The sequence below is a fragment of the Arenicella xantha genome, assembly GCF_003315245.1.
GTDB lineage: Bacteria > Pseudomonadota > Gammaproteobacteria > Arenicellales > Arenicellaceae > Arenicella > Arenicella xantha.
On record NZ_QNRT01000002.1, the window covers coordinates 902,892 to 927,990 of the forward strand.

The 25,099-nt window shown below is 48.0% G+C and carries 20 protein-coding genes; 2 read left to right on the forward strand and 18 right to left on the reverse strand.

Going from position 1 to position 25,099, the window contains the following annotated elements; genetic code table 11:
- Nucleotides 1-155 precede the first annotated feature (155 nt).
- The gene (locus tag DFR28_RS09700; protein ID WP_113954125.1) at nucleotides 156-698 is read right to left on the reverse strand and encodes a hemerythrin domain-containing protein; all 543 of its coding nucleotides are present in this window, start codon (nucleotides 696-698) and stop codon (nucleotides 156-158) included.
- Between the two features lie 377 nt (nucleotides 699-1,075).
- On the opposite strand from DFR28_RS09700, the gene DFR28_RS09705 reads away from it, so the two are divergent.
- Nucleotides 1,076-3,325, forward strand: coding sequence for a TonB-dependent receptor (locus tag DFR28_RS09705; protein WP_113954126.1), 2,250 nt, complete (start codon nucleotides 1,076-1,078; stop codon nucleotides 3,323-3,325).
- Between the two features lie 154 nt (nucleotides 3,326-3,479).
- Here DFR28_RS09705 and DFR28_RS09710 read toward each other — a convergent pair whose 3' ends face one another.
- The 5 genes from DFR28_RS09710 to DFR28_RS09730 form a co-directional block, all read right to left on the reverse strand.
- Nucleotides 3,480-4,745: an amidohydrolase family protein gene (locus DFR28_RS09710; RefSeq protein ID WP_113954127.1), complete on the reverse strand. Its 1,266-nt coding sequence runs from the start codon at nucleotides 4,743-4,745 to the stop codon at nucleotides 3,480-3,482.
- A complete protein-coding gene (locus DFR28_RS09715) occupies nucleotides 4,742-6,124 on the reverse strand; it encodes an amidohydrolase (RefSeq protein ID WP_113954561.1) in 1,383 nt (460 codons plus the stop codon). Before DFR28_RS09715 ends, DFR28_RS09710 begins: the two co-directional genes overlap by 4 nt.
- A gap of 100 nt (nucleotides 6,125-6,224) precedes the next feature.
- Nucleotides 6,225-6,635: a hypothetical protein gene (locus DFR28_RS09720; RefSeq protein WP_113954128.1), complete on the reverse strand. Its 411-nt coding sequence runs from the start codon at nucleotides 6,633-6,635 to the stop codon at nucleotides 6,225-6,227.
- Nucleotides 6,636-6,667: 32 nt separating this feature from the next.
- Nucleotides 6,668-8,026 carry a DEAD/DEAH box helicase gene (locus DFR28_RS09725; protein WP_113954129.1) on the reverse strand — a complete coding sequence of 453 codons (1,359 nt, stop codon included), beginning with the start codon at nucleotides 8,024-8,026 and terminating at the stop codon, nucleotides 6,668-6,670.
- Nucleotides 8,027-8,246: 220 nt separating this feature from the next.
- Nucleotides 8,247-10,322, reverse strand: a complete 2,076-nt coding sequence (locus DFR28_RS09730; RefSeq protein WP_425455479.1) for a glycoside hydrolase family 97 protein — start codon at nucleotides 10,320-10,322, stop codon at nucleotides 8,247-8,249.
- A gap of 160 nt (nucleotides 10,323-10,482) precedes the next feature.
- On the opposite strand from DFR28_RS09730, the gene mobA reads away from it, so the two are divergent.
- Complete coding sequence (gene mobA, locus DFR28_RS09735; RefSeq protein ID WP_113954130.1) at nucleotides 10,483-11,088, forward strand: molybdenum cofactor guanylyltransferase MobA; 606 nt, start codon at nucleotides 10,483-10,485, stop codon at nucleotides 11,086-11,088.
- A gap of 1 nt (nucleotide 11,089) precedes the next feature.
- Here the strand turns inward: mobA and gspG are convergent, their stop codons facing one another.
- The 12 genes from gspG to surE form a co-directional block, all read right to left on the reverse strand.
- Nucleotides 11,090-11,542, reverse strand: a complete 453-nt coding sequence (gene gspG, locus DFR28_RS09740; protein ID WP_245941748.1) for a type II secretion system major pseudopilin GspG — start codon at nucleotides 11,540-11,542, stop codon at nucleotides 11,090-11,092.
- Between the two features lie 34 nt (nucleotides 11,543-11,576).
- On the reverse strand, nucleotides 11,577-12,803 hold the full coding sequence (gene gspF, locus DFR28_RS09745) for a type II secretion system inner membrane protein GspF (RefSeq protein ID WP_113954132.1): 1,227 nt from the start codon (nucleotides 12,801-12,803) through the stop codon (nucleotides 11,577-11,579).
- 12 nt (nucleotides 12,804-12,815) lie between these two features.
- Complete coding sequence (gene gspE / locus DFR28_RS09750; RefSeq protein ID WP_113954133.1) at nucleotides 12,816-14,345, reverse strand: type II secretion system ATPase GspE; 1,530 nt, start codon at nucleotides 14,343-14,345, stop codon at nucleotides 12,816-12,818.
- Between the two features lie 12 nt (nucleotides 14,346-14,357).
- Complete coding sequence (locus tag DFR28_RS09755; protein ID WP_113954134.1) at nucleotides 14,358-16,667, reverse strand: secretin N-terminal domain-containing protein; 2,310 nt, start codon at nucleotides 16,665-16,667, stop codon at nucleotides 14,358-14,360.
- A gap of 188 nt (nucleotides 16,668-16,855) precedes the next feature.
- Entirely contained in the window at nucleotides 16,856-18,268 is a 1,413-nt protein-coding gene (gene thrC, locus DFR28_RS09760) for a threonine synthase (protein WP_113954135.1), read from the reverse strand.
- A 6-nt stretch (nucleotides 18,269-18,274) separates the two neighbouring features.
- Nucleotides 18,275-19,585, reverse strand: a complete 1,311-nt coding sequence (locus DFR28_RS09765) for a homoserine dehydrogenase (protein ID WP_113954136.1) — start codon at nucleotides 19,583-19,585, stop codon at nucleotides 18,275-18,277.
- Between the two features lie 24 nt (nucleotides 19,586-19,609).
- Nucleotides 19,610-20,812, reverse strand: a complete 1,203-nt coding sequence (alaC, locus tag DFR28_RS09770; RefSeq protein WP_113954137.1) for an alanine transaminase — start codon at nucleotides 20,810-20,812, stop codon at nucleotides 19,610-19,612.
- Between the two features lie 96 nt (nucleotides 20,813-20,908).
- Complete coding sequence (locus DFR28_RS09775) at nucleotides 20,909-21,889, reverse strand: sigma-70 family RNA polymerase sigma factor (RefSeq protein ID WP_147250986.1); 981 nt, start codon at nucleotides 21,887-21,889, stop codon at nucleotides 20,909-20,911.
- 58 nt (nucleotides 21,890-21,947) lie between these two features.
- Nucleotides 21,948-22,721, reverse strand: coding sequence for a peptidoglycan DD-metalloendopeptidase family protein (locus tag DFR28_RS09780; protein ID WP_211316950.1), 774 nt, complete (start codon nucleotides 22,719-22,721; stop codon nucleotides 21,948-21,950).
- 99 nt (nucleotides 22,722-22,820) lie between these two features.
- Nucleotides 22,821-23,414, reverse strand: a complete 594-nt coding sequence (locus DFR28_RS09785; RefSeq protein WP_113954140.1) for a YqaA family protein — start codon at nucleotides 23,412-23,414, stop codon at nucleotides 22,821-22,823.
- Between the two features lie 2 nt (nucleotides 23,415-23,416).
- Nucleotides 23,417-24,094 (reverse strand): protein-L-isoaspartate(D-aspartate) O-methyltransferase, encoded by a 678-nt coding sequence (locus DFR28_RS09790; RefSeq protein WP_113954141.1) that lies wholly within the window; start codon nucleotides 24,092-24,094, stop codon nucleotides 23,417-23,419.
- 3 nt (nucleotides 24,095-24,097) lie between these two features.
- The gene (gene surE / locus DFR28_RS09795) at nucleotides 24,098-24,856 is read right to left on the reverse strand and encodes a 5'/3'-nucleotidase SurE (RefSeq protein ID WP_170132050.1); all 759 of its coding nucleotides are present in this window, start codon (nucleotides 24,854-24,856) and stop codon (nucleotides 24,098-24,100) included.
- Nucleotides 24,857-25,099: the final 243 nt, after the last annotated feature.

Sequence of the window (25,099 nt, forward strand, 5' to 3'; positions counted from 1 at the left end):
AGCCTCCTCAACTGCATATTGATTGAGTCTGGGCACCGTGAACCGCGCAGCGAGAAATCGCTAGATCAACTGTTGTGAACACATTCACCTTATAGGTCGTGCCAGCCGGTCATTGAGATAGCGCCGCGCGGGTTTACAGCCCCCACGTATGGTTACTAACTTGGCGCGTACAATGAATATAAGTCGCGCTCTTCGAGTTGCACTCGCCTGACGAGGGCTTGACCAATTCCTTGGTATTCTTTCTTGAACGACTCCTTAGCAACTTTAGTGTATTCCGGTCGTTCGTATTTTCTGCAAAAGCTAATAACCGCGTTTGCAATATCATTCATGTCACGGCGAAATTCCCGCACCACACTTAGTGAGTGGGGATCTTGTCGCATCGATTGCTCTAGGTAAGCATAGAATTTGACGTTTTCTTTCAACAGGTGGCTTTGAAATAGAGTTTTAAACTCACTGAGACTAGTTGTCAAAACCTCGAAATTTCCGGCCTCGAAACCATCTTTCCAAATTTTGCCAAAGATCTCAACCAACTGCTCGTGGTCTTTTTCTAAGTTATCAATTAATCCAGCGTCAAACCCGATTCCCCTAGATTGCTTGGCAGCTTTTTGCTTAAGCGCGGTCGCTCGCTGGTTGGCGGCGGCAATCTGTTGCTTTTTATCTGGTCGCCCCTTAAAAAACTTACCTACGAAATCAAACATAAATGTCCCCCTGTGTTGGTCTAATAATCAAACATTGTTCTAGTTTTGCAATCAGGCACACAACATTGACGGCCATGGGGACGAAGTCAACGCAGCACCACATTCTAATAGCCTGTCTCCAATTCTAGTGTTCCCAACACAGGTATTTCCTTGGACTATCAGAGACTTGAGCGTAATACAGAAACTGGACAAGTGCAAGCGATGCGTCAAGGCAAAGATTTCGCCTTAGTTATTCACTCCCTTTTTCAACCCAGCAACTACCCTAAAAAGTGTCTGCTTGCGCTTTGCAAAATGCGCCAGAATCAGACATGCTTGACACACTGGCAAGAATTAAAAAATAAAAGCCAGAACACGAAAACTAATCCAAAGGAGGATTTATGAAAAAACGTCATGTATGGGCGCCCTCATTGACGGCCCTGTCCGTTGCTATCACGGCTATGTTGGGCAGCACTAACGTCGTCGCACAAGAGACTAAGCCTCGCGCGTCATCGACTCTATTAGAGGAGATTGTGGTCACCGCACGAAAGCGTCAAGAGTCAATTTTGGACGTTCCAATCGCAGTTACTGCACTCAACTCCGAGCAACTCGATATACTCAAAGTTAGAGACATTCAAAGCCTATCCGTAGGCCTACCCAATGTCGCATTCGACGATGTCGGCACGTCACGCGGGGTTGCCAACTTTTCAATCCGTGGCTTAGGCATTAATAGTTCGATTCCGAGCATCGACCCAACCGTTGGGACCTTTGTCGATGGCGTCTACCTTGGTACTAACGCTGGTGTTGTCTTTGATGTCTTTGATTTAGAAAGCATCGAAGTTCTGCGCGGTCCGCAAGGCACATTATTTGGCCGAAACGTAACCGGTGGAGCCGTGCTACTTAATTCCGCACGTCCGAGTGACAGCTTGAGCGGAAAATTCAAAGCCTCCATCGAGGGCGGTGGTGAAAAACCAAGCACCTACGTTATGGGTTCTGTCGGCGGGCCAGTGAGCGATACCTTGGCTGCCAAAATATCTGTCTACACAAATCAAGACGACGGTTATTTTTTCAACCAATTTACGCAAGATGTACACGGCAAGAAAGACACCGTGTCAATACGCCCAATGGTGGTGTGGACGCCAACCGACAACTTATCGATCACCGCGATCTACGACTATTTCGAATCAGAAGGCGACGGCCCTGCATCACAGAACCATATTAATGGCAGCGGTATCTCAAACGAAGCGGCTAATTTTGATCGTGACTCGTTCGATTTATCAATTGATGAAACGGGCTTTTTGGACACTAAATCTGATTTTTTCCGCACCACTATCGAACTAGACACCGAGAATGGTCGAATTACCAATGTATTCGGCTATCGCGAATCTAGCTCGCAAGGCGCAGTCGATGTCGACGCCACACCGATCAGTCTATTTCACTCACCGAACGAGTTGGAGACTGAGCAGGTTAGTAATGAAATCCGTTACGCAGGCGAGTTAAATGACCGCACGCAAATCACCACCGGCGCCTACTACTTTAAGAACGAGCTGCAGTACACCGAACAGCGTCGCCTGTTGGGCGTGTTAGCGCCGCCTGGATTCTTCGCACTATCACAAGATGGCGGCGGTAATTACTCGGTAGAAACCTTAGGTCTATTTGCATCAGTCGATTACGATCTAACAGACCAGCTTATTTTTAACGCTGGACTGCGTTATACCGACGAAGAAAAATCTGTCGAGATCGCGTCCTTATCACGTAATGTCAATGCACCGTGTAGCGTCGTTGCCGGTACCTGTCCATTTGATTTTATAGATGAAAAAAGTTGGAGCAACTTATCACCGAAAGTGGGTTTAACCTACAACGTTAGCGATACCAGCATGGCTTACACGCACTGGACTCGCGGATTCCGCTCTGGTGGTTACAACTTACGAAACACCTCAATTGACACTGTTAATTTTGGGCCTGGTCCATTTGATGAGGAAACAGTCGATAATTTCGAAATTGGCTTCAAGACTAAGCTCAACAATGGTGGTCGTATCACCGGTGCGGTTTTTTATAACCAAATCGATGATATGCAACGCGAAATTAACTTAGCCGATCCGATCTCCGGTGTTGTTCAAGTAATTCGTAACACCGCTGATGCTACCATCTCTGGTCTTGAGATCGATGGACTATTTCCATTAAGTGATAATTTGATTTTGAATGCGTCACTCGGTTATATCGATCCCAGTTATGACGAAGTTCGGTTTGACCTAAATGGTGATGACGTAATTAATGATGCAGATAGAGATCTTGATCTGCCGCGCGCAGCCAAGTTAACCTACAGTATAGGTCTTACACTTGATAGCGAAGTCGGGTCATGGGGTAGTGCCGTATCTCGTATATCTTACTCATTCCGCGACGAATCAGCCTACACCGACAACAACCTAGGTGTTCTCGATGAACTAGCGATTCTAGATGCCGGTATCGACTTTATGTCAGCCGACGGTCGCTGGACGTTTGGTCTTTATGGTAAGAACCTAACTGATGAAGTCAAGCACGGTGGCGATACACAACTACCCACCTTGTTAGGCCCATTCCCATTAGGCGGAAGTTTCGCACCGTTGGCAAAGGGTCGAATTTACGGTATCGATGTATCGTATAACTTCTAACCATTAGGAGCTAACTGCAGCGGCGAATCAAGCTTCGTCGCTGCGGTAACGTAAGCACTAAGCAAAAAGGCCATCCGAATTGGATGGCCTTTTTATTTGCTTAGCTTGCTCAGCTGATCACTGAAAAATTATTGATCGGCCAAGAGCTAGGGGCTTACTGACGAGCTTTAAGCCGCTCGAAATAGCGATCACGCAAGCGTGTGGCTCGACTCTCAAGGGCATATTCTTGCCCATCAATCATAACCATAGTTGGGTTACTCATGACCTCTAATGGGTCGCCGGACCAAATAACTAAGCTCGCGCTGTTACCGACTTTGATCTGCCCATATTCAGGCACACCGAATATTTTAGCGGGGTTCGAGGTAATGGCTTGAATCGCCACATCATATGGCAGACCATTTGCTACAGCATTGCCCGCCGATTGTCGAACCAAATACGCGTTATGTGTGGTTTGCCAACCCATACCAGTAAACATGAGTGTCACGCCGGCATCATTTAGGATCTTAGCGTTATCTAAGCGAGCGCCTAAGGTCTCATAAGAACTCGGTAAATTATTGATAGGGTCAAAAATCACCGGCACTCCAGCCGCCGCGATTTTATCTGCCACTCGCCAACCTTCGCTTACGCCCGACAAAATCAAGGTTATTTTCTGCTTAGCAGCAAAAGCCAACACTCGTTCAATATCAGAGGCGCGCTCAATATGAACAAGCAATGGCATTCTGCGTTCAATAACCGGGATTAGCGCTTCTAGGTCATGCCGCGACAAACTATAACTTCGTCGATTTCCGGCATTATAACTAGACTTATTACGCGCATAATCTCGAGTATCCTCGATTGCCTCTCGCAGCTTTGCCATGGCTGCGGCCTTCGAACCACCAGCCAGTTCACTGCCCGCATTGGCTAGATCCACGATCATGGCAGCACGTGACTCAATAATCCCATTGGTATCGGTCAGTTTTACCACGGCAGCAGACCCAGCAAACAATCCCATGCCGTTGCTTGGCTGAATAATACTATGCGTAATTCCTAACATACGGTTATATGGAATTGCTGTAGAGCTTGCATTGTAAGCATCGGCAACCATCAACGACGCGGTCACGTCGTCCCGGGTCGTTGCGGAATCAACCGATGAACTCACCGCTCCAACTTCCTGCAGACCGATTTGTGTATCAACATTGAACAAGCCTGGCGTCACCGGTTTTCCAGCCGCGTCAATAACTCTAAAACCGTCAACTACCGGCAAATCTGTTCCAATCGAAACAATTTTGTCGCCTTTAACGATAATGTCTTGTATCGCTTCTGTGCGTTGTATGCCATCGACTAATTTAGCATTTTTGATCATTAAGTCGGCCGCCGGTGCGCTCAACGATACACACAGACCTACCGCTGCACTCATTAATTTTATAATTTGAGTTCTCATGGTCGATCCTCCGAAGGGGTAATAATGCCAAGGTTGAAGTCACTGGTATGGTTATCCGCAGGTCGAGACCGGTCATAGCGCAAAGCACCATCAATCCAAACTTTATCGGCCTTGGTATACACACTAAACGGGTCGCCACTCCATAGCACCACATCGGCATTCATACCGGTTCTTAAACTACCAATACGATCTTCTAAACCAATCGATTTGGCAGAATTAGAGGTTAACCATGCGATTGCTTGGCCGCGTGTAATATCGATGCCAATTTGCGCCCCAGCACTCATCACTTTACCGACTTCCTGCGGTAGCCGCTGAATTTGAATCTCATCGTCAGAGTGAATAATGGTGCATGCCTTTGCATAATGCAGCAACGCCGCATTCTCACGAATCATATCGAACGCCTCTTGCTTAAACCCCCACCAATCGGCCCAAACCACCGCACAAATATCGTTTTCAGCCAATAAAGGAGCAACTTTATACGCCTCTACAGCATGATGGAATGCGGTGATTTTATAACCAAACTCCTTAGATAGCTCAATCATGTTCGCCATTTCATCGGCTCGATAACAATGATTATGAATACGGATGTCGCCATCAAGCACACCTCGCAATGTTTCCATTTCGAGATTACGCTCCGGTGCTTCGGCCGTTTTATCGCCCTTAGCTACCTTTGCCTCATAACTGTCCCACGCTTTGTCATAGGTCTTAGCGGCAATCCACGACGAGCGATAACCCGCCATATTGCCCATTCGCGTACCTGGGCCACCTTTATCGCCATAAACACGCTTAGGGTTCTCACCACAGGCCATCTTTAACGAATGCGGCGCATCTGGGAACTTCATACCCATCATGGTGATCGACGGAACATTTTTAAGCGTCACGCCGCGACCGCCAAACAGATTAGCTGAACCAGGCAAAATTTGCGCAGTGGTTACGCCACCGGCTAGTGCTTTTTCGAAATTAGGGTCTTGCGGCCACACTGAGTGCTCAGCCCACACTTTGGCGGTCGCTGGTGCGACCATCTCGTTTCCGTCGCTGTGTGAGTCAATCGCTGGATTAGGATAAACCCCCATATGTGAATGCACATCAATAATGCCAGGCGTTACCCAAAGGCCAGTACCATCAATCACAACAGTGCCTTCAGGCGTATCGTCGGCTTCGCCAATACTGGTGATCTTGCCGTTAGCAAAGCTAATTGTGGCGTTATCGAGCTGTTCTCCATCACCAGTCAATATAGTTGCACCACGGATCACATAGGCTGGCGCAGCTGGAATTTGGTAGATAGAGTCAAAAGGTGTCGCCGCTTGCTTCGAAACGGCTACAGCCGCGTTGTCGGGCTTGGACGGTGTGCTCGCGCACGCCGTTAATGCTGCAGACATTAGCAAAAGACTGGCTGATTTTAATAGTTTCACAGGCATCTCTCGGAGGTTAAAAGGTGCGGTCAGGATACCAGAAAACAGACAATTGGCGAGCGCCAATCTATTCGTGTGCCCCCTTTGAAGCGCGCGCTAGGCCTCGCACATACACCGCACAATAAAAACCACCGACAACATATCCAAGAATGACGGTTTTAAATATTTCAGGTGTGCCAGCCATTACATTAACAATCCATGAGCCCGAAAAGACTAGCGCACAACCAGCCAATACGGTAGTCCAGTCTATCAGCCAACGCTGGTTAAAGAAGTGCGACATGAATTTAAAGATCGCCTCGAGAACCAATGTCATCGACAGCGTTAGCACGAAACTATAGCTTCCCTGCACAGCCGCCGCCTTGAGCGCGCTTGCCTGCCCATATGCAAAGTTAATCGCAAAAGCCCAAGCGCCATAGAATAAGAATCCGGCAAACGCAGCAACCAGACTCCGTTGCAATGCGCTTAAGCGGTCGAACATGGCAGAACTAAGCAGTCGCTAAACGAGACTATTTAACGGTTGCCCGACTCAGACTGTTTAGTCACTTTTTTACTCGCTTTGGAGCGACGGGCATTTCGACCAGGGCGTGCAGGACGCGGGCCAGCACTCGGGCCGCCGCCACGATTTGACCGACGCTTCTTACCGCCAGACGGTGCATTACCACCACCACGTTTCGGTGCCGACTTAGTTTGCTTACGTTCACTGAAATCACTGCTGGAATTAGGCAGATCGTTGAGTGGCTCGTAGCCATCTAATTGAACACGAGGTATTTGCTTTTTGATTAGACGTTCGATGTCTTTCAGCAGCTTGAATTCATCGTGACCGACTAATGATACGGCTTCGCCACTCGCGCCGGCCCGACCAGTACGACCGATGCGGTGCACGTAGTCTTCAGCCACTTGTGGCAAGTCAAAGTTAACCACGTGCGGTAATTGATCAATGTCGATGCCGCGCGCGGCGATATCGGTGGCAACCAGCACGCGTATTTTGCTGGCCTTAAACTCTGCCAATGCTTTAGTTCTGGCGCCTTGACTCTTATTGCCGTGAATAGCGGATGCTTCAATGCCCTTTGCTAACAACTGCTTCACTAATCGATTGGCACCATGCTTAGTGCGCGAGAATACCAGCACCTGAAACCAATCATTCTCTTTAATAAGCCGTGTAAGAACCATTGTCTTATCGGTCTTTTCCACCGCAATCAGGCTTTGCTCTACCAACTCGACGGTGCTATTCGGCGGGCTAACCGAGACTTCTACAGGTTCGTGAACAATAGATTGCGCTAACGCCCGTATATCAGCCGAGAACGTGGCCGAGAACAGTAAGGTTTGACGCTTCTTCGGCATCAACTTGATAATACGACGGATATCATGGATAAATCCCATATCCAGCATTCGGTCAGCTTCGTCAAGGATGAGAACTTCGAGGTTATCAAAACGAACGGCGTTTTGATTATGCAAATCGAGTAAGCGACCTGGTGTTGCAATTAGCACGTCGGCACCACCACGCAGGCGTTGCATCTGTGGGTTAATCTTCACACCACCAAATACCACAACGGCCTTGGTATTTAATTTTTCGCCATAAGTTTCAACACTTTGCGCGACTTGAGCCGCAAGTTCTCGCGTCGGCGTTAAGACCAACGCTCGAACTTGATTACCTTTCCCGCTAGGCTTAGTTGAGGCACTCAGACGCTGCAAAACTGGCAACGTGAATCCCGCCGTTTTACCGGTGCCAGTTTGAGCGGCGGCCATCACATCCTTGCCAGCTAAGACGTGCGGTATGGCTTTAGCTTGAATCGGAGATGGTGTGTCGTAGCCCAACGCTTCTAGCGTTTCTAGCAACGGTTTACAAAGGCCTAGGTCGGCAAAATTCATGAATTAACTCTCGAGCTGTTTAGTGCTGCGCAGAGTACAGGAAACACCGACTATTTACTACGCAGCACAAACAATAATCTAGCGACAAAACCACCTAAAAATCAAGCAACTACCGCAGAAAGTACTGTCTCATCATGAGAATTCGAGTCGGGTAAGCGCACTCGAATTCTGTTTTTGCATTGCACCGTGGCCAGACTAAGTAAAAGCGCCAGAATTAGGCTTATAACTTTTTGAACCGAACTGCTGCACCACCACTTCTTCCAAGCTTAAATGTAAGCGTATCAGCGGCCGTAACATCGCGCTGCTCAATGACGATATCATACGGATTAGTGTCGTAATCAGCTTGTGCACCATCGCGATATATCTGCGCTTGGTAGCGCCCCTGCCCCAAGAAGCTCAAATCGGCCGTTACCGTGCGCGCTGACTCATTGGTGTGAGCACTGAGATACCAATCATCAGAATGTCGGTCCTGACGAGCAATAACCAGAAATTCGCCGACTTCGCCAGACAAGGCAATTGATTGCTCCCAATCCGCCGGTACGTCTTTAATGAACTGAAAAGCATCGAGTCGGGCTGCATAATTTTCCGGTAGGTCCATAGCCATCTGAATCGGTGAGTAAATCGCCACATACAACGACAATTCTTTTGCCAGAGTATGCTCTATACGGGATCGTTTATCATGTCGCCCCATTTCCGCTGTAATTGGCGGACGTTCACTTGGCCGCAGATCGAACGCACCGGCGGTGTAATCCATTGGGCCAGAGAGCATTCGGGTAAACACAAGATTCGACACATGATTCGGCCCGTTTGGCGGCACGCCCCAAGCGTTAAATTCCTGACCTCGAGCGCCTTCACGACTGACCCAGTTTGGGTAGGTTCGACGCAGGCCAGTATCTTTTACCGGTTCATGCGGATTGATCGCAATTTGGTGTTCAGCGGCCTTCTCAATAACGCGCTGATGATGATTTACATTCGCTTGACTGTCATGAAACTCATAACGCGTGATGCCATTCTCATCAATACGTTTGAGCTTTCCGGCATCCGCCACATAACCGGTTTTGACGATTGCTACGTCATTCTTTTGGTAGAGGTCAAACGCTTCATCAATTTGCTTTTCGTAGTTTGTGGTATTACCTGAGGTCTCATGATGACCAATCAACCGAACCCCTACCTTGCGCCCATGTTCGGCGACTTTTTCAATATCGAAATCATCATAAGTTTCAGTAAAACTAAACACATCTCCGTTGTTATACCAATCACCGTCCCAACCGATATTCCAGCCCTCTACCAGCACACCATCAAATCCATGCTCGGCGGCAAAGTCCATATACTCGATGGTCGCCTCGGTAGTCGCGGCATGAATACCGTCGTTGCCCCAGGTGCGATCCATAATATGCTGTTGCCACCAGATACCGATGTATTTGCCGGGTTTGAACCAACTCACATCACCCATTTTATTAGGCTCATTCAAGTTCAAAATCAGGTCTGAGTTAACCAGCCCTACTGCGTCTGGCGCTATTTGAATGGTTCGCCAAGGAGAGTGGAATGGCAAGGTTCGCTTAACCAGTGCACCATCTGAGCGCGGCGCTAGGTTTGCAACCAAGTTCGGCCCACGCCGATGCTCAATAGACATTCCTGCATAGTCAACCAATGCTGCTTCATGCAAACTAACGTGTAGTCCATTACTCAAACGCATAGTAACCGGCGTATGTACCATCTCCATTTGATCCACCGTTGAAGTTTGATACAAATATTCATAACGGTTCCACTTACGTGCGGGAATCCACCAAGCCGTAGCGTTCTGATCCATATTGAATTCGGTGAACTCTTCGGTAATCGCCACCTCAGACAGACCCTCTTGTTGCGGTAGCTCATAACGAAAACCGATACCGTCATTAAACACTCGAGCACGCACATTAATTAGCTGTTTATGGTCGGTGCGTTCAACATTCAATAGTAACTCGTTGTGATGATCGCGAACTTCTCGCCGCTCGCCCCAAGGTTGCTCCCATAGCGTATTATTTGACGAGGAATGACTATCAGTGATCTTTAGATGCTCATCAAAACCATGGTGGTGGGCAAAGCGCATACCCAGCAAAGACGACTGAATTACCGTTTCGCCAGCACGCTCTACGTGGTAGCGAAGCAGTCCGTCGGCATCACTTAGGTACATGGTGATCTTGCCATCCGGAGACCTCACGGTATACGACTTGTCGGCACTAGCATGCCCTAGCGACGTTACGCTAACTTGTGAGCTAACGCACAGTAAGCAAATTAATATAAAACGGGCCATCATCATCCTCGAATTGTTATAGTTGTCTGCGCAGCACTATAAAATATTTCGATCAAACAAGCCGATGAATACGAATGCGTAGATTTATACTTAAACCTATAATTACCAGCTCCACTGAATTCTATAGTCATGAGGCGGACACCATTACGCGTTACCTCAAAGCATGAATTTGCATCAGGAGTCGGTAGCCGCGGTTATTCTCGCGGGAGGCGCGGGGACTCGTATGTCCGGTGCCGACAAAGGCTTAAAGACACATCAAGGTCGCTGCTTAGTGGAGTCAGTTTGCAACATTGTAGCCCCCCAAGTTAATGACCTAGTGGTATCGGCGAATCGCAACCTTGCGGCGTATCAAGCACTTGGCTTCGACGTAGTCACAGATAGTCAATCAAACCAATATCAAGGGCCGTTAGCCGGTGTGTTATCAGCCATTGAGCATTACCAAGCCTCGCCCGAAGTGCAAGCGCTATTAGTATGCCCCTGCGACACGCCCAATATACCGGTTGAGTTAGCACAGCGGCTGATTAAAACTATAAACAGCCTAGCGGCAGGAGCAGATTGTGCATCCGCCGTAGCGCACGATGGAACCCGACAACAATCGCTGCATTGTTTGATTAGTCGCCCAGATTGGCAGCAACTACGTGACTACCTTACCGCGAACGGCCGAGCGGTTCATCGCTGGCACAAAAAAGTCGGCACGATCGAGGTGGATTTCTCAGATATGGCCGACCAATTTATAAATATTAATCGTTTAGAAGAATTAGCTCCGTAGATTACTCTTCGTCCCAGTTGCCAATATCTTTACCGTTACCTTCGCCACCGGGTACACCATCGGCACCGAAGCTCCACAAATCGAAGCCATTCGGGTTATGCGTGCCTGGGTTCGCATATTGGTATTCATTCTTCCAAGGATCTTTAGGCAACTTATTCTTTTCCATATAAGGACCACTCCAAGTGCTCTTGCCAGGATTAGTTGCCAACGCCTGTAAACCTTCGGAAGTAGTCGGATACTGGAAGTTATCTAAACGGTACATACTCAACTGACTCGATATACTACTGATATCGTTCTTCGCTTTAATAACAAACGCTTTGTGTTGTTGACCGAACAAGTTTGGCACAATCATCGCCGACAATAGCCCAATAATAATAACCACCACCATGATTTCAATCAGCGTAAAACCAGATTGAGCTCGAGCGCCAGTTGCCCCTTGTTTAATTTTCATCATTGTAAGACTCACCTTGCGTGTCACTTTAAATCGTTTAAAAGTTAATCATTTCATTTAACTGAAACATCGGCATTAGTATCGCCAGAATAATCGTCAGCACCATCGAGCCCATCACCAGGATCATCATCGGCCCGAGTAAACTTACCATCATGGTAATGCGAGTTTGCATCTCATTTTCGGTGGCAGTGGCTGCTTTTTCCAACATGTGCCCCAAGCGACCACTATTCTCACCACTGGTAACCATGTGCACCAGTAACGGTGGAAAATTACCGCCACGGTCCAACGCCCGCCCAATAGACACACCTTGAGAGACTTCCTCAGTGGCTTTTTGCAAGTCGAGCTGCAATACACGATTGGTCATCACGCCTTCGCTTGCGCGCATGGATGACAAAATCGGCACTCCCGAACCCACCATAATCGACAAGGTTCGCGACATCCGTGCCGAATCGACATTCTGCACCATTTTGCGGATGCCGGCGGTTTTCAGATATAAACGATGCAGCCACAATCGCGGCTTTTCCTTACGAAACAAGGCCCGTAATCCGAAAATCAACAACACAATGCCAATACCAACCATAACACCGTAATTCACCATGAATTCTGACAACTTGATTACGATCTTAGTAAGGCCAGGTAATTCTTGATTGGTATCTTCATACACACCAACAATTTTGGGAACCACAACTACAATTAGCACCACCAAAATTGCCGAGCAAACAAAGAATAAAAAGATTGGGTACACAATCGCTTGGGTAACCTTTTGCTGCATCGCATGCGTGTCTTCGAGGTAGTCAGCTAAGCGTTCGAGAACGCTGTCCATCGTTCCAGACTGCTCTCCAGCTGAAATTGAAGCGCGATAAATTTCGGGGAAACTATTAGGGTAATGCGCGATCGCATCAGACAGCGAATAACCTTCAGTCACCATTGAGCGAATATCACTCATCACTGTTTTAATTTTATTGCCTTCAGACTGCTTTATCACCGCACTGAGCGTTTCTTCAACCGTCATACCAGATTCTAACAAAGTGGCCATCTGACGAGTCAGTATAGACAGATCATTAACGCTGATTTTTGTACGTCGCGACGGTTTTCCTTTTTTGTCTGACTTGCTGGCCGCGCTTTCGGAAATCGACTTAACGTCAAGTGGAATCAAACCCTGCGCGCGCAGCTCACTTCTAACCTGCTTGGCATGATCGCCCGAGGTTACCCCTTTAACCGTTTTTCCTTTCGCGTTTAACGCTTGGTATTCAAAGGTCGCCATACTAATAATCCGCTAGGATTGGGTTACTCGAAAAACTTCATCCACCGTCGTTTCACCTTGGAGGACGCGATCAAAACCGTTATGCATCAAACTCCGAGAGGTTTTCCGTGCGTGCTTGCTGAGAATATCTTCGGATGCTTGGTCGTGAATCAGACGCCGCATGCCTTCATTCATTTCCACCAACTCGTAAATACCCAAACGTCCACGATAACCAATTTGCTCACATTTTGGGCAACCTTGCGGTTTAAATAAAGTTACTCCTTGAGTCGAATCATCAATACCCAATAGCTCACATTCAGCCGAATCCGGTTCGTGCGGTTGCTTACAATCGGGGCAGAGGCGTCGGACTAAGCGCTGAGCTAAGACTCCAACCAGACTCGAGGCAATCAAAAATGGCTCAACGCCCATATCAACCAAACGCGTCACCGCACCAACCGCCGTATTCGTGTGCAAAGTCGAAAGCACCAAGTGACCGGTTAAACTAGCCTGCACGGAAATCTCAGCGGTTTCTAAGTCACGAATCTCACCGACCAGTACGACGTCAGGATCTTGTCGTAAGATCGAACGCAAACCACCAGCAAAGGTGAGGCCGATCTTGGAATTCATTTGGGTCTGACCGACCCCGTCGAGGTCATATTCAACCGGGTCTTCAACCGTTAATATATTTAAGCGCTTGCGATCTAACCGGTGTAGCCCAGAATAAAGAGTAGTCGTCTTACCCGAACCGGTTGGCCCAGTGACTAATAAAATTCCATTCGGCTTGCGAATTAGGTCTTCAAAGGTCAGTAAAATGTCCTTTGGCATGCCGAGTTTTTCAAGGTCTAATCGAGCACTTTGCTTATCCAAAAGCCGCAACACCACACGCTCACCATGTTGTGTCGGCAGGGTTGAAACCCGCACATCCACTGGATGTTCGGCTACGCGCAACGACATTCGACCGTCTTGTGGTAACCGCTTTTCGGCGATATCTAGCTTAGACATAACCTTGATTCGCGACACCAGAGCACTATGCATTTCACGTCTTGGACTCAAGATATCGCGTAACACACCATCGACTCGAAAACGCACTACCGATGATTCTTCAAATGCTTCCAAGTGAATATCCGACGCATTCTCTCGAATCGCCTGAGTTAATAGCGCATTAATTAATCGAATAATCGGCGCATCGTCATCGGCTTCAAGCAAATCGGTAGTCTGCGGCATTTCCTCCGCTAAGCGCTCTAAATCGAGATCATCGCCCATGTCATCCATAAGCTTGGTGGCGCGACTACCACCAGTGTCATAAATCGAGCGCAGTTGCACATCAAACTCTGACGCAATTACCTTGTTAAGTGTTAAACGCGCATTTAAACGACGTTTCAACTCAGACAACACCGCCAATTTCGGCGTCTGCACGCAGGTAACAAGTGCCACACCGTCGTCAGACATATTCACCAAAACGTTATGCTTTTTAGCATACGCATACGGAATTAGGGCGGCACTATTCTCAACTTCTTGCGCTTCTATGTCGCTCGCTTCGGGGCTCACCGCTGTGTCGTTCATAACCACTAACGCTTAATCCGATCCATTTATCGGTGCCTCAGACGAAGTGCTCTCTAGCTCGTCTACCATCTCATCAATCTTAATTTGTTCGAGCTCCGCGTCACTCGGTTGCGGATCAAAACCGGCATCATTCCCTCTGTATGGAGGATCAACTGGTTTCTTCTTACGACCAAAGATAATATTTTTTATTCGCGATTTCAGAGGTTTACGTATTTCACCACTTTGCAAACCTTCTAAGCGACTTTCCGTTGTAATCTGGCCATCACCTAAAGTGGTTTCATACTTAACCAATACTGGTGGTTCCGCTTCTGGAATCAGCAGATCAGATGAATTCAATCGAGATATTTGACCATCACGACGGACCTCGTCGTACTTTACCTTGCTGTAACTCGCTAACTCATGCGGCGAACGAATAATGCGAGGCTTTAAAAACACCATCAAGTTACGCTTCTCAACCTTCTTCTCTTTGCTACGGAACAGCACGCCAAGAATTGGAATATCCCCTAAGAACGGAACTTTGTTAACAGTGTCGACCACGTTTTCAGTAATCAGACCACCTAACACCACCACTTGACCGTCGTCCACCTGCACCACGGCTTCGATCGAACGTCGATTAGTAATCAAGTCAGACGAACCGGCTACCGCTTGCGTGACTAAGCTCGATGTTTCTTGCAACACTTCGAGCTGAATTGTGTCGCCATCATTGATTTGCGGCTTGATCTTGAGTTTGATACCGACATCTTTACGCTCGATTGTTTGAAACCCAGTGCCAAGCGACGAGTTTTGATTCTCACCTTGGTTGACCGAGCTATTGATACCGCTATTAAACGTGCCGGTAACGAACGGAACTTCTTGACCGATAACGATTTCCGCCTCTTCATTGTCGAGGGTTAAAATAGTTGGCGTGGAAAGTACATCACTGTTGGAGTCCGAGCGGATCGCGTTCAGCACAATATCTAACTGATACTTACTAAAATCGAGTAATGAGTAATTGTAACCAGCAGTACCTAGTGCAAAGTTTTGCCCCGTGGTCGCATTACCAATAGTTTGGCCAGGACGAGCCGGATCAATAATACCAATCGGGCTGGTCGACACCGATGAACTCGAGTTGCCATCGCCATCAACGGTCGTGCTGGTGGTCTCTTGCGACCCTAAGTTCCAGTTAATACCAAGCTTAGCCTGCTGATCAAGCGAAACTTCGGCAATAATTGTTTCGACGTAGACTTGCGCGCGACGTTTATCCAGCTCAGCCACTACTGACTGAACAGTCCTCAATTGAGTCCCGGACGCTTTAACGATCAATGAGTTAGACGCTTCATCGGCTTGCACGGTAAATTCGCTGACCGCACCATCCGCTTTAGTTGCTGTGACGTCCTTAAGAATAGACGCCAAGTCTTCAGCCTTTGCATGCTTCAAACGAATAACGTTAACATCGCCCTCAATTTCACGCTCGATGTCCAACTGGTCAATTAACGCCTGAACTTTAGCGAACTGATCATCTGGCGCGCTAATAATTAATGAGTTGATCGTATCAAATGGCTGAATACTCACTTTAGCCGAGCCTGCGGAGTCTTTAGGATCAGCGGTGGAAGTAATTAGCTGAGTCAACGTGGTTGCCAAGTTACTGGCTTTAGCATGATTAAGGTTGACTACTCTAATATTTGCTCGCTTATCTGGAATATCAATGCGATTGATAATCTTCAATACCCGCTGAATGTTAGCGGTAGTATCAGTAATCACCACACTATTAGATGGTACATGCGGCGCAAAATGGCTCGTCGGCGGAATCAGCGGTCGAATAATCGGCACCAAATCTTGCACGCTGGCGTATTCTAATTGGATTATTTGCGTTATCTGGGCGTCGTTAGTATCAGTGGTTGGTGTGAACAGCGTTGGTGTTGGCTGTTGCTTTATAACATTGCTCGGTAAGACTTTGATCACGCTGCCAGAATCGACAGTAGCGAAGTTGTGAACTTCAAGAATAGACAAAAATACATCGTACAGCTGGTCTGGTCCAAGTGGCGCTCCGGATATGACCGACACCTTACCTTTTACACGCGGATCAACAATAAAGTTCTTGCCACTCACCTCGGCCACTGTATTAATCAGCACCCGAATGTCTACGTCTTGTAAATTAAGTCGAACGCCCTGTTCACCTTGCTGTGCAGCCGGCACTACCGGATCAGTACGTTGCGCAGTGGCAACGCCGCTAGAAAAAGTCACTAATGAACAAACTAGCACCAATGTGGAGCGTAAGGTGACACGGGCGAGCTGAGGCGTCGCCGTTCGGAACAGCCTAGAAGGGTTTAAAACGGTGCTCATGAGTATTTAAATCGCTCTCTGTGATTTTATTTTTATATCCTGTACCGCCGACAAGTGGCTGCAATGAGAATCTTATTCTTATTTTGTCGACATCATACTCAAAAAGCCGCCGACTGACTACGCCTTAGCCAGCTCCTAACCGCGAGTTAATAGCATGTTAATGTCAGCCAAGTAGCTGACCTCAAACGTTAGTCCAACGCTTGGTTGATGAACTCATGAACACTGGCAATATCATTTTCAAGCACAGTGTAGCGCTCTTCACGCACAAATAAATCATGCATATGACTAGGTAATGCAGGCTCAACAGCGGTGGTTCCATCAACAGATTGTAGAGCCTGAGTGATAGCATCAGGAAACTTTGCCGGATGCGCGGTTGCCAAACACACCATCGGGGTATCATGCTGACGCCGGGTAGCACGTGCCGCGGCAACCCCAATGGCGGTGTGCGGATCTAAAAGATAACCAGACTCTTCATACACTTGACGAATTATCGCCAAAGTATCGGCATCGTCTAAACGATAGCTCGAAAATAAACTGCGGGCATGACTCAATACTTTCTCATCGAGGCGCATCGTGCCACTTTCGAATTCGCTCATCAATCGCTGAATTTCAGCTCCTTGTCGACCGTAGAGATCAAACAAAAGACGCTCGAAGTTGCTCGAAACCATGATATCCATACTTGGCGACAAAGACTGATGCAAAGCATGCTTGCTATGATCATTGGCAGAGATACACCGATGTAGAATATCATTGGCATTGGTCGCAATCACCAACTGCTCAATCGGCAAGCCCATTTGCTTAGCCAGATAACCCGCAAAAATATCACCAAAGTTACCGGTTGGCACCGCAAATGAAACAGGTCTATGAGGGCCGCCCAACGCCAGAGAGGCATAGAAATAGTAGACTATCTGCGCCATAATTCGCGCCCAATTGATCGAGTTAACCGCGACCAACTGTCTTCCATCAGGCAAAAATGACTGGTCACGAAAACTGGCCTTTACCATGTTCTGACAGTCATCGAAGTTGCCTTGCAGGGCAATATTAAAAACGTTATCGGCGAGCACTGTGGTCATTTGACGGCGCTGCACTTCTGACACGCGTTGATCTGGATGCAAGATGAAAATGTCGATATTGTCGCATCGACGACAGCCTTCGATCGCCGCTGAGCCAGTATCTCCGGAGGTCGCACCTAACACCGCCACCTTCTGTTGACGCTTGGCTAGAATAAAATCCAACAAATGACCGAGAAATTGCAGAGCAAAATCTTTAAACGCTAAGGTCGGCCCCTGGAACAGCTCTAATACCCATTCATTATGATCAGTTTGAACTAACGGCGCTATCGCCGGATGGCGAAACCCCTCGTAGGCTTTAGCAATAATGTCGGTTAAATCTGCATCACTAATTTCACCATCAACGAACGGCTGAATAACCTTAAACGCCAGATCTTGATAAGACAAGCCCGCCCAGCTGGCGATTTCAGTCTGACTAAACGATGGCAGCAATTCGGGCACATACAAGCCACCATCGGAAGCCAAGCCCGCCAAAACAACCTCTTCGAATGACAAAGCCGGCGCATCGCCACGTGTGCTAATAAATTTCATGATTAACTAATTTAAGTGTTCGACACGAATCTTGATGGCTTTTTTACGCACGTCGGCCATTGATTCAATTTGCTTAATAGCCCGGTTTACACGCCCTTCAGTGGTGCGCTGCGTAATGAAAATCACCGAAACGAAATCTTCGTCGACTTTGGGCTCTTTCTGCGTAATCGCTTCAATGCTGATGTTTTGATCAGCAAATTGCGCCGACAATTGCGACATCACACCGGCCACATCATTAACCTCAAACCGCAAATAAAAGGCACATTCAAATGCATCTTGAGATTTAACTGGTAAATCAATTAACGCATCAGGCTGAAATGCCAAGTGCGGTACTCGATTATGTGGGTCAGCGGTAATCGTGCGCGCCACATCAACAATATCGGCCACCACCGCTGAGGCGGTAGGTTCCGCGCCAGCACCAGCCCCGTAATGCAGAGTGTTACCGACGGCATCACCACGCACCATCACGGCATTCATCACGCCATCTACGTTGGCTATTAATCGTTTAGCGGGAATCAAGGTCGGATGCACACGCATCTCGATTCCGTCTTTGCTAGCCTTAGCTACACCAAGATGTTTGATGCGATAACCGAGTTGCTCAGCATAATCAACGTCGGTGAGGCTCAAGTCAGTAATACCTTCGGTATAGACCTTGTCGAACTGCAAAGGAATACCGAACGCTATGGACGCTAAAATAGTTAATTTGTGTGCTGCATCAATTCCTTCGACATCAAAGGTTGGGTCTGCTTCGGCATAGCCGAGTGCTTGAGCTTCGGCCAACACATCTTCGAATGGGCGTCCTTTGTCGCGCATTTCGGTCAAAATAAAGTTCCCAGTACCGTTAATAATACCAGCCACCAATTCAATACGATTGCCGGCTAAGCCCTCACGAATACTCTTGATAATGCTGATACCGCCCGCTACGGCGGACTCAAAAAGCACTGAGACACCTTGCTCTTGCGCTGCGGCAAATATTTCATTGCCGTGTAAAGCGATTAAGGCTTTATTGGCAGTCACCACGTGCTTGCCGTTGTCGATCGCGAGCAACATAAGTTCTTTGGCCAATGTTTCACCGCCAATCAGCTCCACAACAATGTCGACATCTGGGTTGTTAACCACTTCAAACGGGTCGGTGGTCAATGTCAGACTGCTACAGTCACATAAGCGAGGTCGCGCCAAATCTCGAACTGACGCCATTATCACCTCGATATTACGACCGGCTCGGCGAGAGATTTCATCCGCGTTGCGTTGAAGCACATTGGCAGTTCCACCGCCGACCGTGCCCAAACCTAATATTCCGACTTTTATCGATTTCATAATATGGTTTAACTTCGCGTTAACTTACGTTTTTACGCGTTCAGGATGTAGTAGTAAAGATTTGATATTGCGGATCGCTTGACGCGTCCGCTGTTCGTTTTCGATTAGCCCGAAACGCACGTAGTCATCACCATACTCACCAAAACCAATACCTGGTGATACCGCTACTTTCGCCTCTTTTAAGAGAATTTTGCAGAATTCCATCGAACCAAGCTCAAGAAAACGCTCGGGGATTTTAGCCCATACAAACATTGTGGCTTTCGGCTTATCGACCGGCCAACCCGCAGCGGTTAGTCCATCACAAAGCACGTCACGTCGGCGCTGATACATGTCGCGTATCTCACCAATCCATTGCGTTGCTTCCGGTGCTTCAAGCGCGTAAATAGATGCAATCTGGATCGGCGTAAACATACCGTAATCCAAATACGATTTCATTCGTGCCAACGCTGAGATTAAGGTGGGGTTGCCAACCAAAAAACCAACTCGCCAACCTGGCATATTATAGCTTTTGGATAAGCTGAATGATTCCACCGCAATATCTTTAGCGCCAGGAACTTGCATAATTGACGGAGCGACATAACCATCAAAAACAATGTCCGCGTAGGCTAAATCTTGAATCACCCAAAATTGATGCTCGATCGCCATTTCCACGATCCGCTCAAAAAAGTCCAACTCAACACATTGCGCAGTCGGGTTACCTGGAAAATTCAGCACCAGCATTTTAGGTTTCGGAAACATATTGCGAACAGCCGTTTCCAACTCTTCGAAAAAATCAATTCCCGGCCCTATTGGCACGTGACGGATGTCCGCACCAGCGATAATAAACCCATACGGATGTATAGGATACGCGGGATTCGGCACCAATACCGAGTCACCACGATCCATCGTCGCCATAGCTAGATGAGCTAAGCCTTCTTTGGAGCCAATGGTGACAATTGCTTCGGTTTCTGGATCAATATCGACATCAAAGCGTCGACCATACCAATCACAGATGGCACGTCGTAACCTCGGAATACCACGCGACACAGAATATCGATGCGTATCGCCACGTTGAGCAGCCTCACACAGCTTGTCAACGATTGGTTGTGGAGTGGGTTGATCTGGATTACCCATCCCGAAATCAATAATGTCTTCCCCTCGAGCACGCGCGTCGGCCTTGAGTTCGCCGACGATATTGAACACGTAATGAGGGAGGCGCTTAATGCGCGGAAAATCATCCTTTGCCATGCTGGACGGAAAGATTGGAGTTAAACGGCTGCTGGTATTGTAGCCAGCCTACGATTTAATGTCGCGGTTAATGTGGTTTAAATTGCCTTAAACTGACTATTTCTTGATTGCGGAGACATCGTCCCACGTATAACCATTGTTGATTAAGATAGCTCTCAGCTTCTCTAATGCTTGCATCTGAATTTGCCGCACACGCTCACGAGTCAAACCGACCGCCTCAGCCACCTGGTCCAAGGTTTGCGGCTCACCATAAACAACATCGTCACCATGCAAGCCAAGGCCTTGTAAACCATAGCCTTGTAAACCATAGCGGCGCTCGATGATATCGCGCGGTCGATCTGCCAAGAAGTCCAACCACTCAACCAAGTGATCATGCACTTCATGTTGCTGCACCACCGCCATAGGATTCTCTGAATCCTTATTTTGGTAGGCATCCAACAGCGTGAAATTATTAATGGCATTGCCACCCAGTGGTGCATCTACTGACTGCGAGGAGCGATTCAAGTTTATTAATCGCCCTAGATCACTCATTGTGTGGTCAGTATAGTCTGATATCTCTCTCAGGTTCGGTTCGTGCTGCAGGGTTTGAACTAGCTCATAACTCACGCGTTTATACTTATTCAGCGCGCGAACAATATGTATTGGTAGCCGTACCGTGCGTGACTGATTCATGATAAACCGTTCAATTTCATGACGGATCCACCATGCAGCATAAGTCGAAAAACGAAAGCCCTTTTCTGGATCATACTTTTCCACTGCGTGCATCAAGCCAATATTGCCCTCTTCGATTAGATCCATTAACGCAACATCCGTGGCAAAATATTTACGTGCAATCTTTACCACCAAACGCAAATTTGACTCAATCATTTGGTCGCGAGCAGCAGCATCGCCTTGCTGTACGCGTCGACCTAAGTCGAGCTCTTGAGCGGCAGTGAGCAGAGGTACGAACTCTATATCTCGCATATAAAGGAACTCGGCATCATGATTAATCCGACAACGAGACACAGCACGAGGTGTCGCCGAATTCTTATGCGGCGATAGTGGAACAGACGGAGATTTGCCGATATGTCGTACCAAGAGAATCCTGCATTAGGTGATTCGTCACCCTATACTACTCTCGTTTAGCGGTTAAACGCTAGCGTGGCGGCAGATGTTTAAGCGGGTCGACCGGCTGGCCTTCTCGACGTATTTGGAAGTGCAGCGCGGCTATGCGCTGATTATTAACACCAACAGTGGCTATCTTTTGTTGCGACCGAACGGTTTGCCCTTCACGCACATAAATGTCTTGATTGTGCGCATAGGCACTCAAAAACTCTTCATCGTGCTTAATAATAATAAGATTACCGTAGCCTTTAAGGCTGTTACCCACATACACAATCTCACCTGGCTTGGCCGCCGTCACCGACTGCCCTCGTGTCGCACGAATATCAATTCCTTGGTGTCCTCGACCCGCGGTAAATTTACCAACCACCGTGCCAATCGTTGGCCATCGCCAAGCTTGCCCACCACTCTTAACTACTGCTTTAGGTTGAGAGGTGGTTTTGATGCTAGGTTTGGGTTTGCTCGCTACAGTCTTACTTGCACTCGATGGAGGTGTAGCCACTGGTTTAACAGGCTTTTTTTGCGCCGGCTTATCAACCGCGCGCGCGGCTGACCGAGTTACCGGCTTAGCGCTTGCCTTAGGCTTGTTAGCCGCCGCCACCGGCCGCGAGGTAAAGCCAATTGGCTCGGTCAGACGAATGCGCTGACCAACCTGCAATTTACTGGTATCTCGGATGCCGTTCCATGCAGCCAATTTATTCACATTTAACCCGAGAGCAAATGAGATGCCATGCAGCGTGTCACCTGGCTGCACAATTCGTATCAATTGGCCACCAAGACGCTCGGTCTCTTGTCTCACGGTCGTCACTTTACGTTCTTCCACCGCCACTTTAGTTGGTGGTTTGCAGGCAGCTAACAGCGCAAATACGATACAGATAGTTAAACTACGGTAGCGCGGCACTGGGTTTTACGCTAAATGAGTTAAATAATAGACCAAACCACCGGCACCAACGACTAGCAAGGTTCCCCAGCCTAGCCACTCAACCTTCTGAAGCAGCGTCTCCTCGAGTCGGTCACCGCCCAATCGAACCAAACCAGCAACTAAGAAGAAGCGTGCCCCGCGACCAACCAACGAAAGCAATACAAACGGTAAAAATGCAATGCTCATGACGCCCGACGCGATGGTAAATATTTTATAGGGCACAGGCGTAAAACCCGCTAAAAGAATAATCAACACACCATATTGATTGTAATTATGTTTGATCAGCTCGAACGTTTCATGTGCATCGAAAAACAGCAGAAACTGCTCGCCATACGAATCAAACAAAAACCGCCCAATCATGTAACCCGCCATCCCGCCGAGCACCGACATGACCGTGGTTATAGCAGCCAAACGCCATGCTTTGGCACGATTCGCTAACACCATTGGTGCAAGCATTACGTCTACCGGTATTGGGAAAAATGAAGACTCTGCAAAGCTGACTCCGGCCAAGTATTGTTCAGCATGCGGATGCTTTGCCCATTGCAAAATTTTCGTGTAAATCGGTTCAAATAACTTCATGACTATCCTAGCCCAGCAAGGCGGGGAACAAAACGCACCGCCTCTATTTCTTGTTGCACCAAACCATTGCTGGTTTTGTCAATAACGATTAAATGCTGCCGCGCATCTCGGCCTACCGGCATTACCACTCGACCACCAATAGCCAATTGATCAATCAGTTCGGGCGGTACATCCTCGGATACAGCGGCAGCCAAAATGCCGTCGAAGGGAGCGTAATCGGTCATTCCAGCAAACCCATCGCCATGCCGAAAAACCACATTCCGAACGCCCAAATCATACAAACGATCACGTGCGGCGCGATGCAACTTAACGATCCGCTCAATACTTACCACTTGTGTACATAATGGTGCCAACACCGCGGTTTGATAGCCACAACCAGTGCCAATCTCCAGCACCTTTGCGCGCGGCTTATTCAATAAGGTTTGCGTCATTAGCGCAACGGTATAGGGCTGCGATATAGTTTGACCATGCCCGATCGGCAACGCAGTATTTTCGTACGCTCGACTCGCTAAGGCTTCGTCAACAAACACGTGGCGCGGTAAACTCTGCATCACGTCTAACACGTTAGTGTCGTTGATCCCCATGGTTCTAAGTTGATCAATCAAACGCTTGCGGGTACGGTCAGAAGTCATTCCGATACCAGCATATTGAGACTTATGTAATTGGTCGCTGTAGCTCATGAGTTACATTTCGTCCAACCAAACTTGCACATCATCTACATAAGCACTATCAGCAAAGCGTGCACTCAATGGTGTGATCGATGCAAAACCCTGAGCAACCGCTTCAAAATCTTGCATTTTGGATCGCTTAGTTTTTCGAAATGGCCCTGCCGCGCCCAGTCGGTATACGGCATTATCGCCATCCCCCGATTCACGGCTCGATATCAACGGTGCCTCGCGCTCACCAAGCACTGTTGCTTTATAGCCGCGCAAATCGGCGGCAGGCACATCGGGCACATTTACATTTAAAACTGAAATCAACGAACGATAGTGCAAATGTGACATCGCGTTGACCATTTGCACGGCAAGATACGCGGCTGTTTCATAGTGCTGTACATTACGCTCGGTAACCGACAACGCGATAGCCGGCATCGCCAAAAAACGCGCCTCCATGGCACCAGCAAAAGTACCCGAGTAAAACACATCATCGGCTAAATTAGTGCCATTGTTGATACCGCAAATCACCAAGTCAACGGGCTCATCGACCAGATTCAACAAGCCCAGATAAACGCAATCGACCGGCGTTCCGTCAACCACATACTGATCCTCAGCGACACGTTCAACCGCGACCGGTTGACGCAGGCTAATGCCCATGCCGCAGCCACTCCGATCAGACTTAGGCGCGACCACAGTAACGCGGTGATATTGATTCTTTAGGGCTTGATGCAACACCGCTAATCCGGGAGCATCAAAACCGTCATCATTGCTGATTAAAATATGCAAGGCTGGCAACAATCTTAGACTGGGTTGAACGAAGACTGATTCTATCTGGTTCTGCTGTTAACAGGGCTAGTTAACAACAAAAAAACTGCCATTAATTTAGCAACCACACCTTAATCACGCCACTCAGGAACGAATATCGACACCTGCTCACCTTTGGCGCACCTCGGAACGGTGAAATATCGGCAGAGACTTACTCAGGCAAATTTATTGTTCACCAAGTAACCAGTCAGTAATTGCGCCGCC

Coding starts and splice junctions, on each gene's coding strand:
- DFR28_RS09700 (WP_113954125.1), bottom strand. CDS start 698: ATGTTTGATTTCGTAGGTAAGTTTTTTAAGGGGCGACCAGATAAAAAG.
- DFR28_RS09705 (WP_113954126.1), top strand. CDS start 1,076: ATGAAAAAACGTCATGTATGGGCGCCCTCATTGACGGCCCTGTCCGTT.
- DFR28_RS09710 (WP_113954127.1), bottom strand. CDS start 4,745: ATGAGAACTCAAATTATAAAATTAATGAGTGCAGCGGTAGGTCTGTGT.
- DFR28_RS09715 (WP_113954561.1), bottom strand. CDS start 6,124: ATGTCTGCAGCATTAACGGCGTGCGCGAGCACACCGTCCAAGCCCGAC.
- DFR28_RS09720 (WP_113954128.1), bottom strand. CDS start 6,635: ATGTTCGACCGCTTAAGCGCATTGCAACGGAGTCTGGTTGCTGCGTTT.
- DFR28_RS09725 (WP_113954129.1), bottom strand. CDS start 8,026: ATGAATTTTGCCGACCTAGGCCTTTGTAAACCGTTGCTAGAAACGCTA.
- DFR28_RS09730 (WP_425455479.1), bottom strand. CDS start 10,322: ATGATGGCCCGTTTTATATTAATTTGCTTACTGTGCGTTAGCTCACAA.
- mobA (WP_113954130.1), top strand. CDS start 10,483: ATGAATTTGCATCAGGAGTCGGTAGCCGCGGTTATTCTCGCGGGAGGC.
- gspG (WP_245941748.1), bottom strand. CDS start 11,542: ATGATGAAAATTAAACAAGGGGCAACTGGCGCTCGAGCTCAATCTGGT.
- gspF (WP_113954132.1), bottom strand. CDS start 12,803: ATGGCGACCTTTGAATACCAAGCGTTAAACGCGAAAGGAAAAACGGTT.
- gspE (WP_113954133.1), bottom strand. CDS start 14,345: ATGAACGACACAGCGGTGAGCCCCGAAGCGAGCGACATAGAAGCGCAA.
- DFR28_RS09755 (WP_113954134.1), bottom strand. CDS start 16,667: ATGAGCACCGTTTTAAACCCTTCTAGGCTGTTCCGAACGGCGACGCCT.
- thrC (WP_113954135.1), bottom strand. CDS start 18,268: ATGAAATTTATTAGCACACGTGGCGATGCGCCGGCTTTGTCATTCGAA.
- DFR28_RS09765 (WP_113954136.1), bottom strand. CDS start 19,585: ATGAAATCGATAAAAGTCGGAATATTAGGTTTGGGCACGGTCGGCGGT.
- alaC (WP_113954137.1), bottom strand. CDS start 20,812: ATGGCAAAGGATGATTTTCCGCGCATTAAGCGCCTCCCTCATTACGTG.
- DFR28_RS09785 (WP_113954140.1), bottom strand. CDS start 23,414: ATGAAGTTATTTGAACCGATTTACACGAAAATTTTGCAATGGGCAAAG.
- DFR28_RS09790 (WP_113954141.1), bottom strand. CDS start 24,094: ATGAGCTACAGCGACCAATTACATAAGTCTCAATATGCTGGTATCGGA.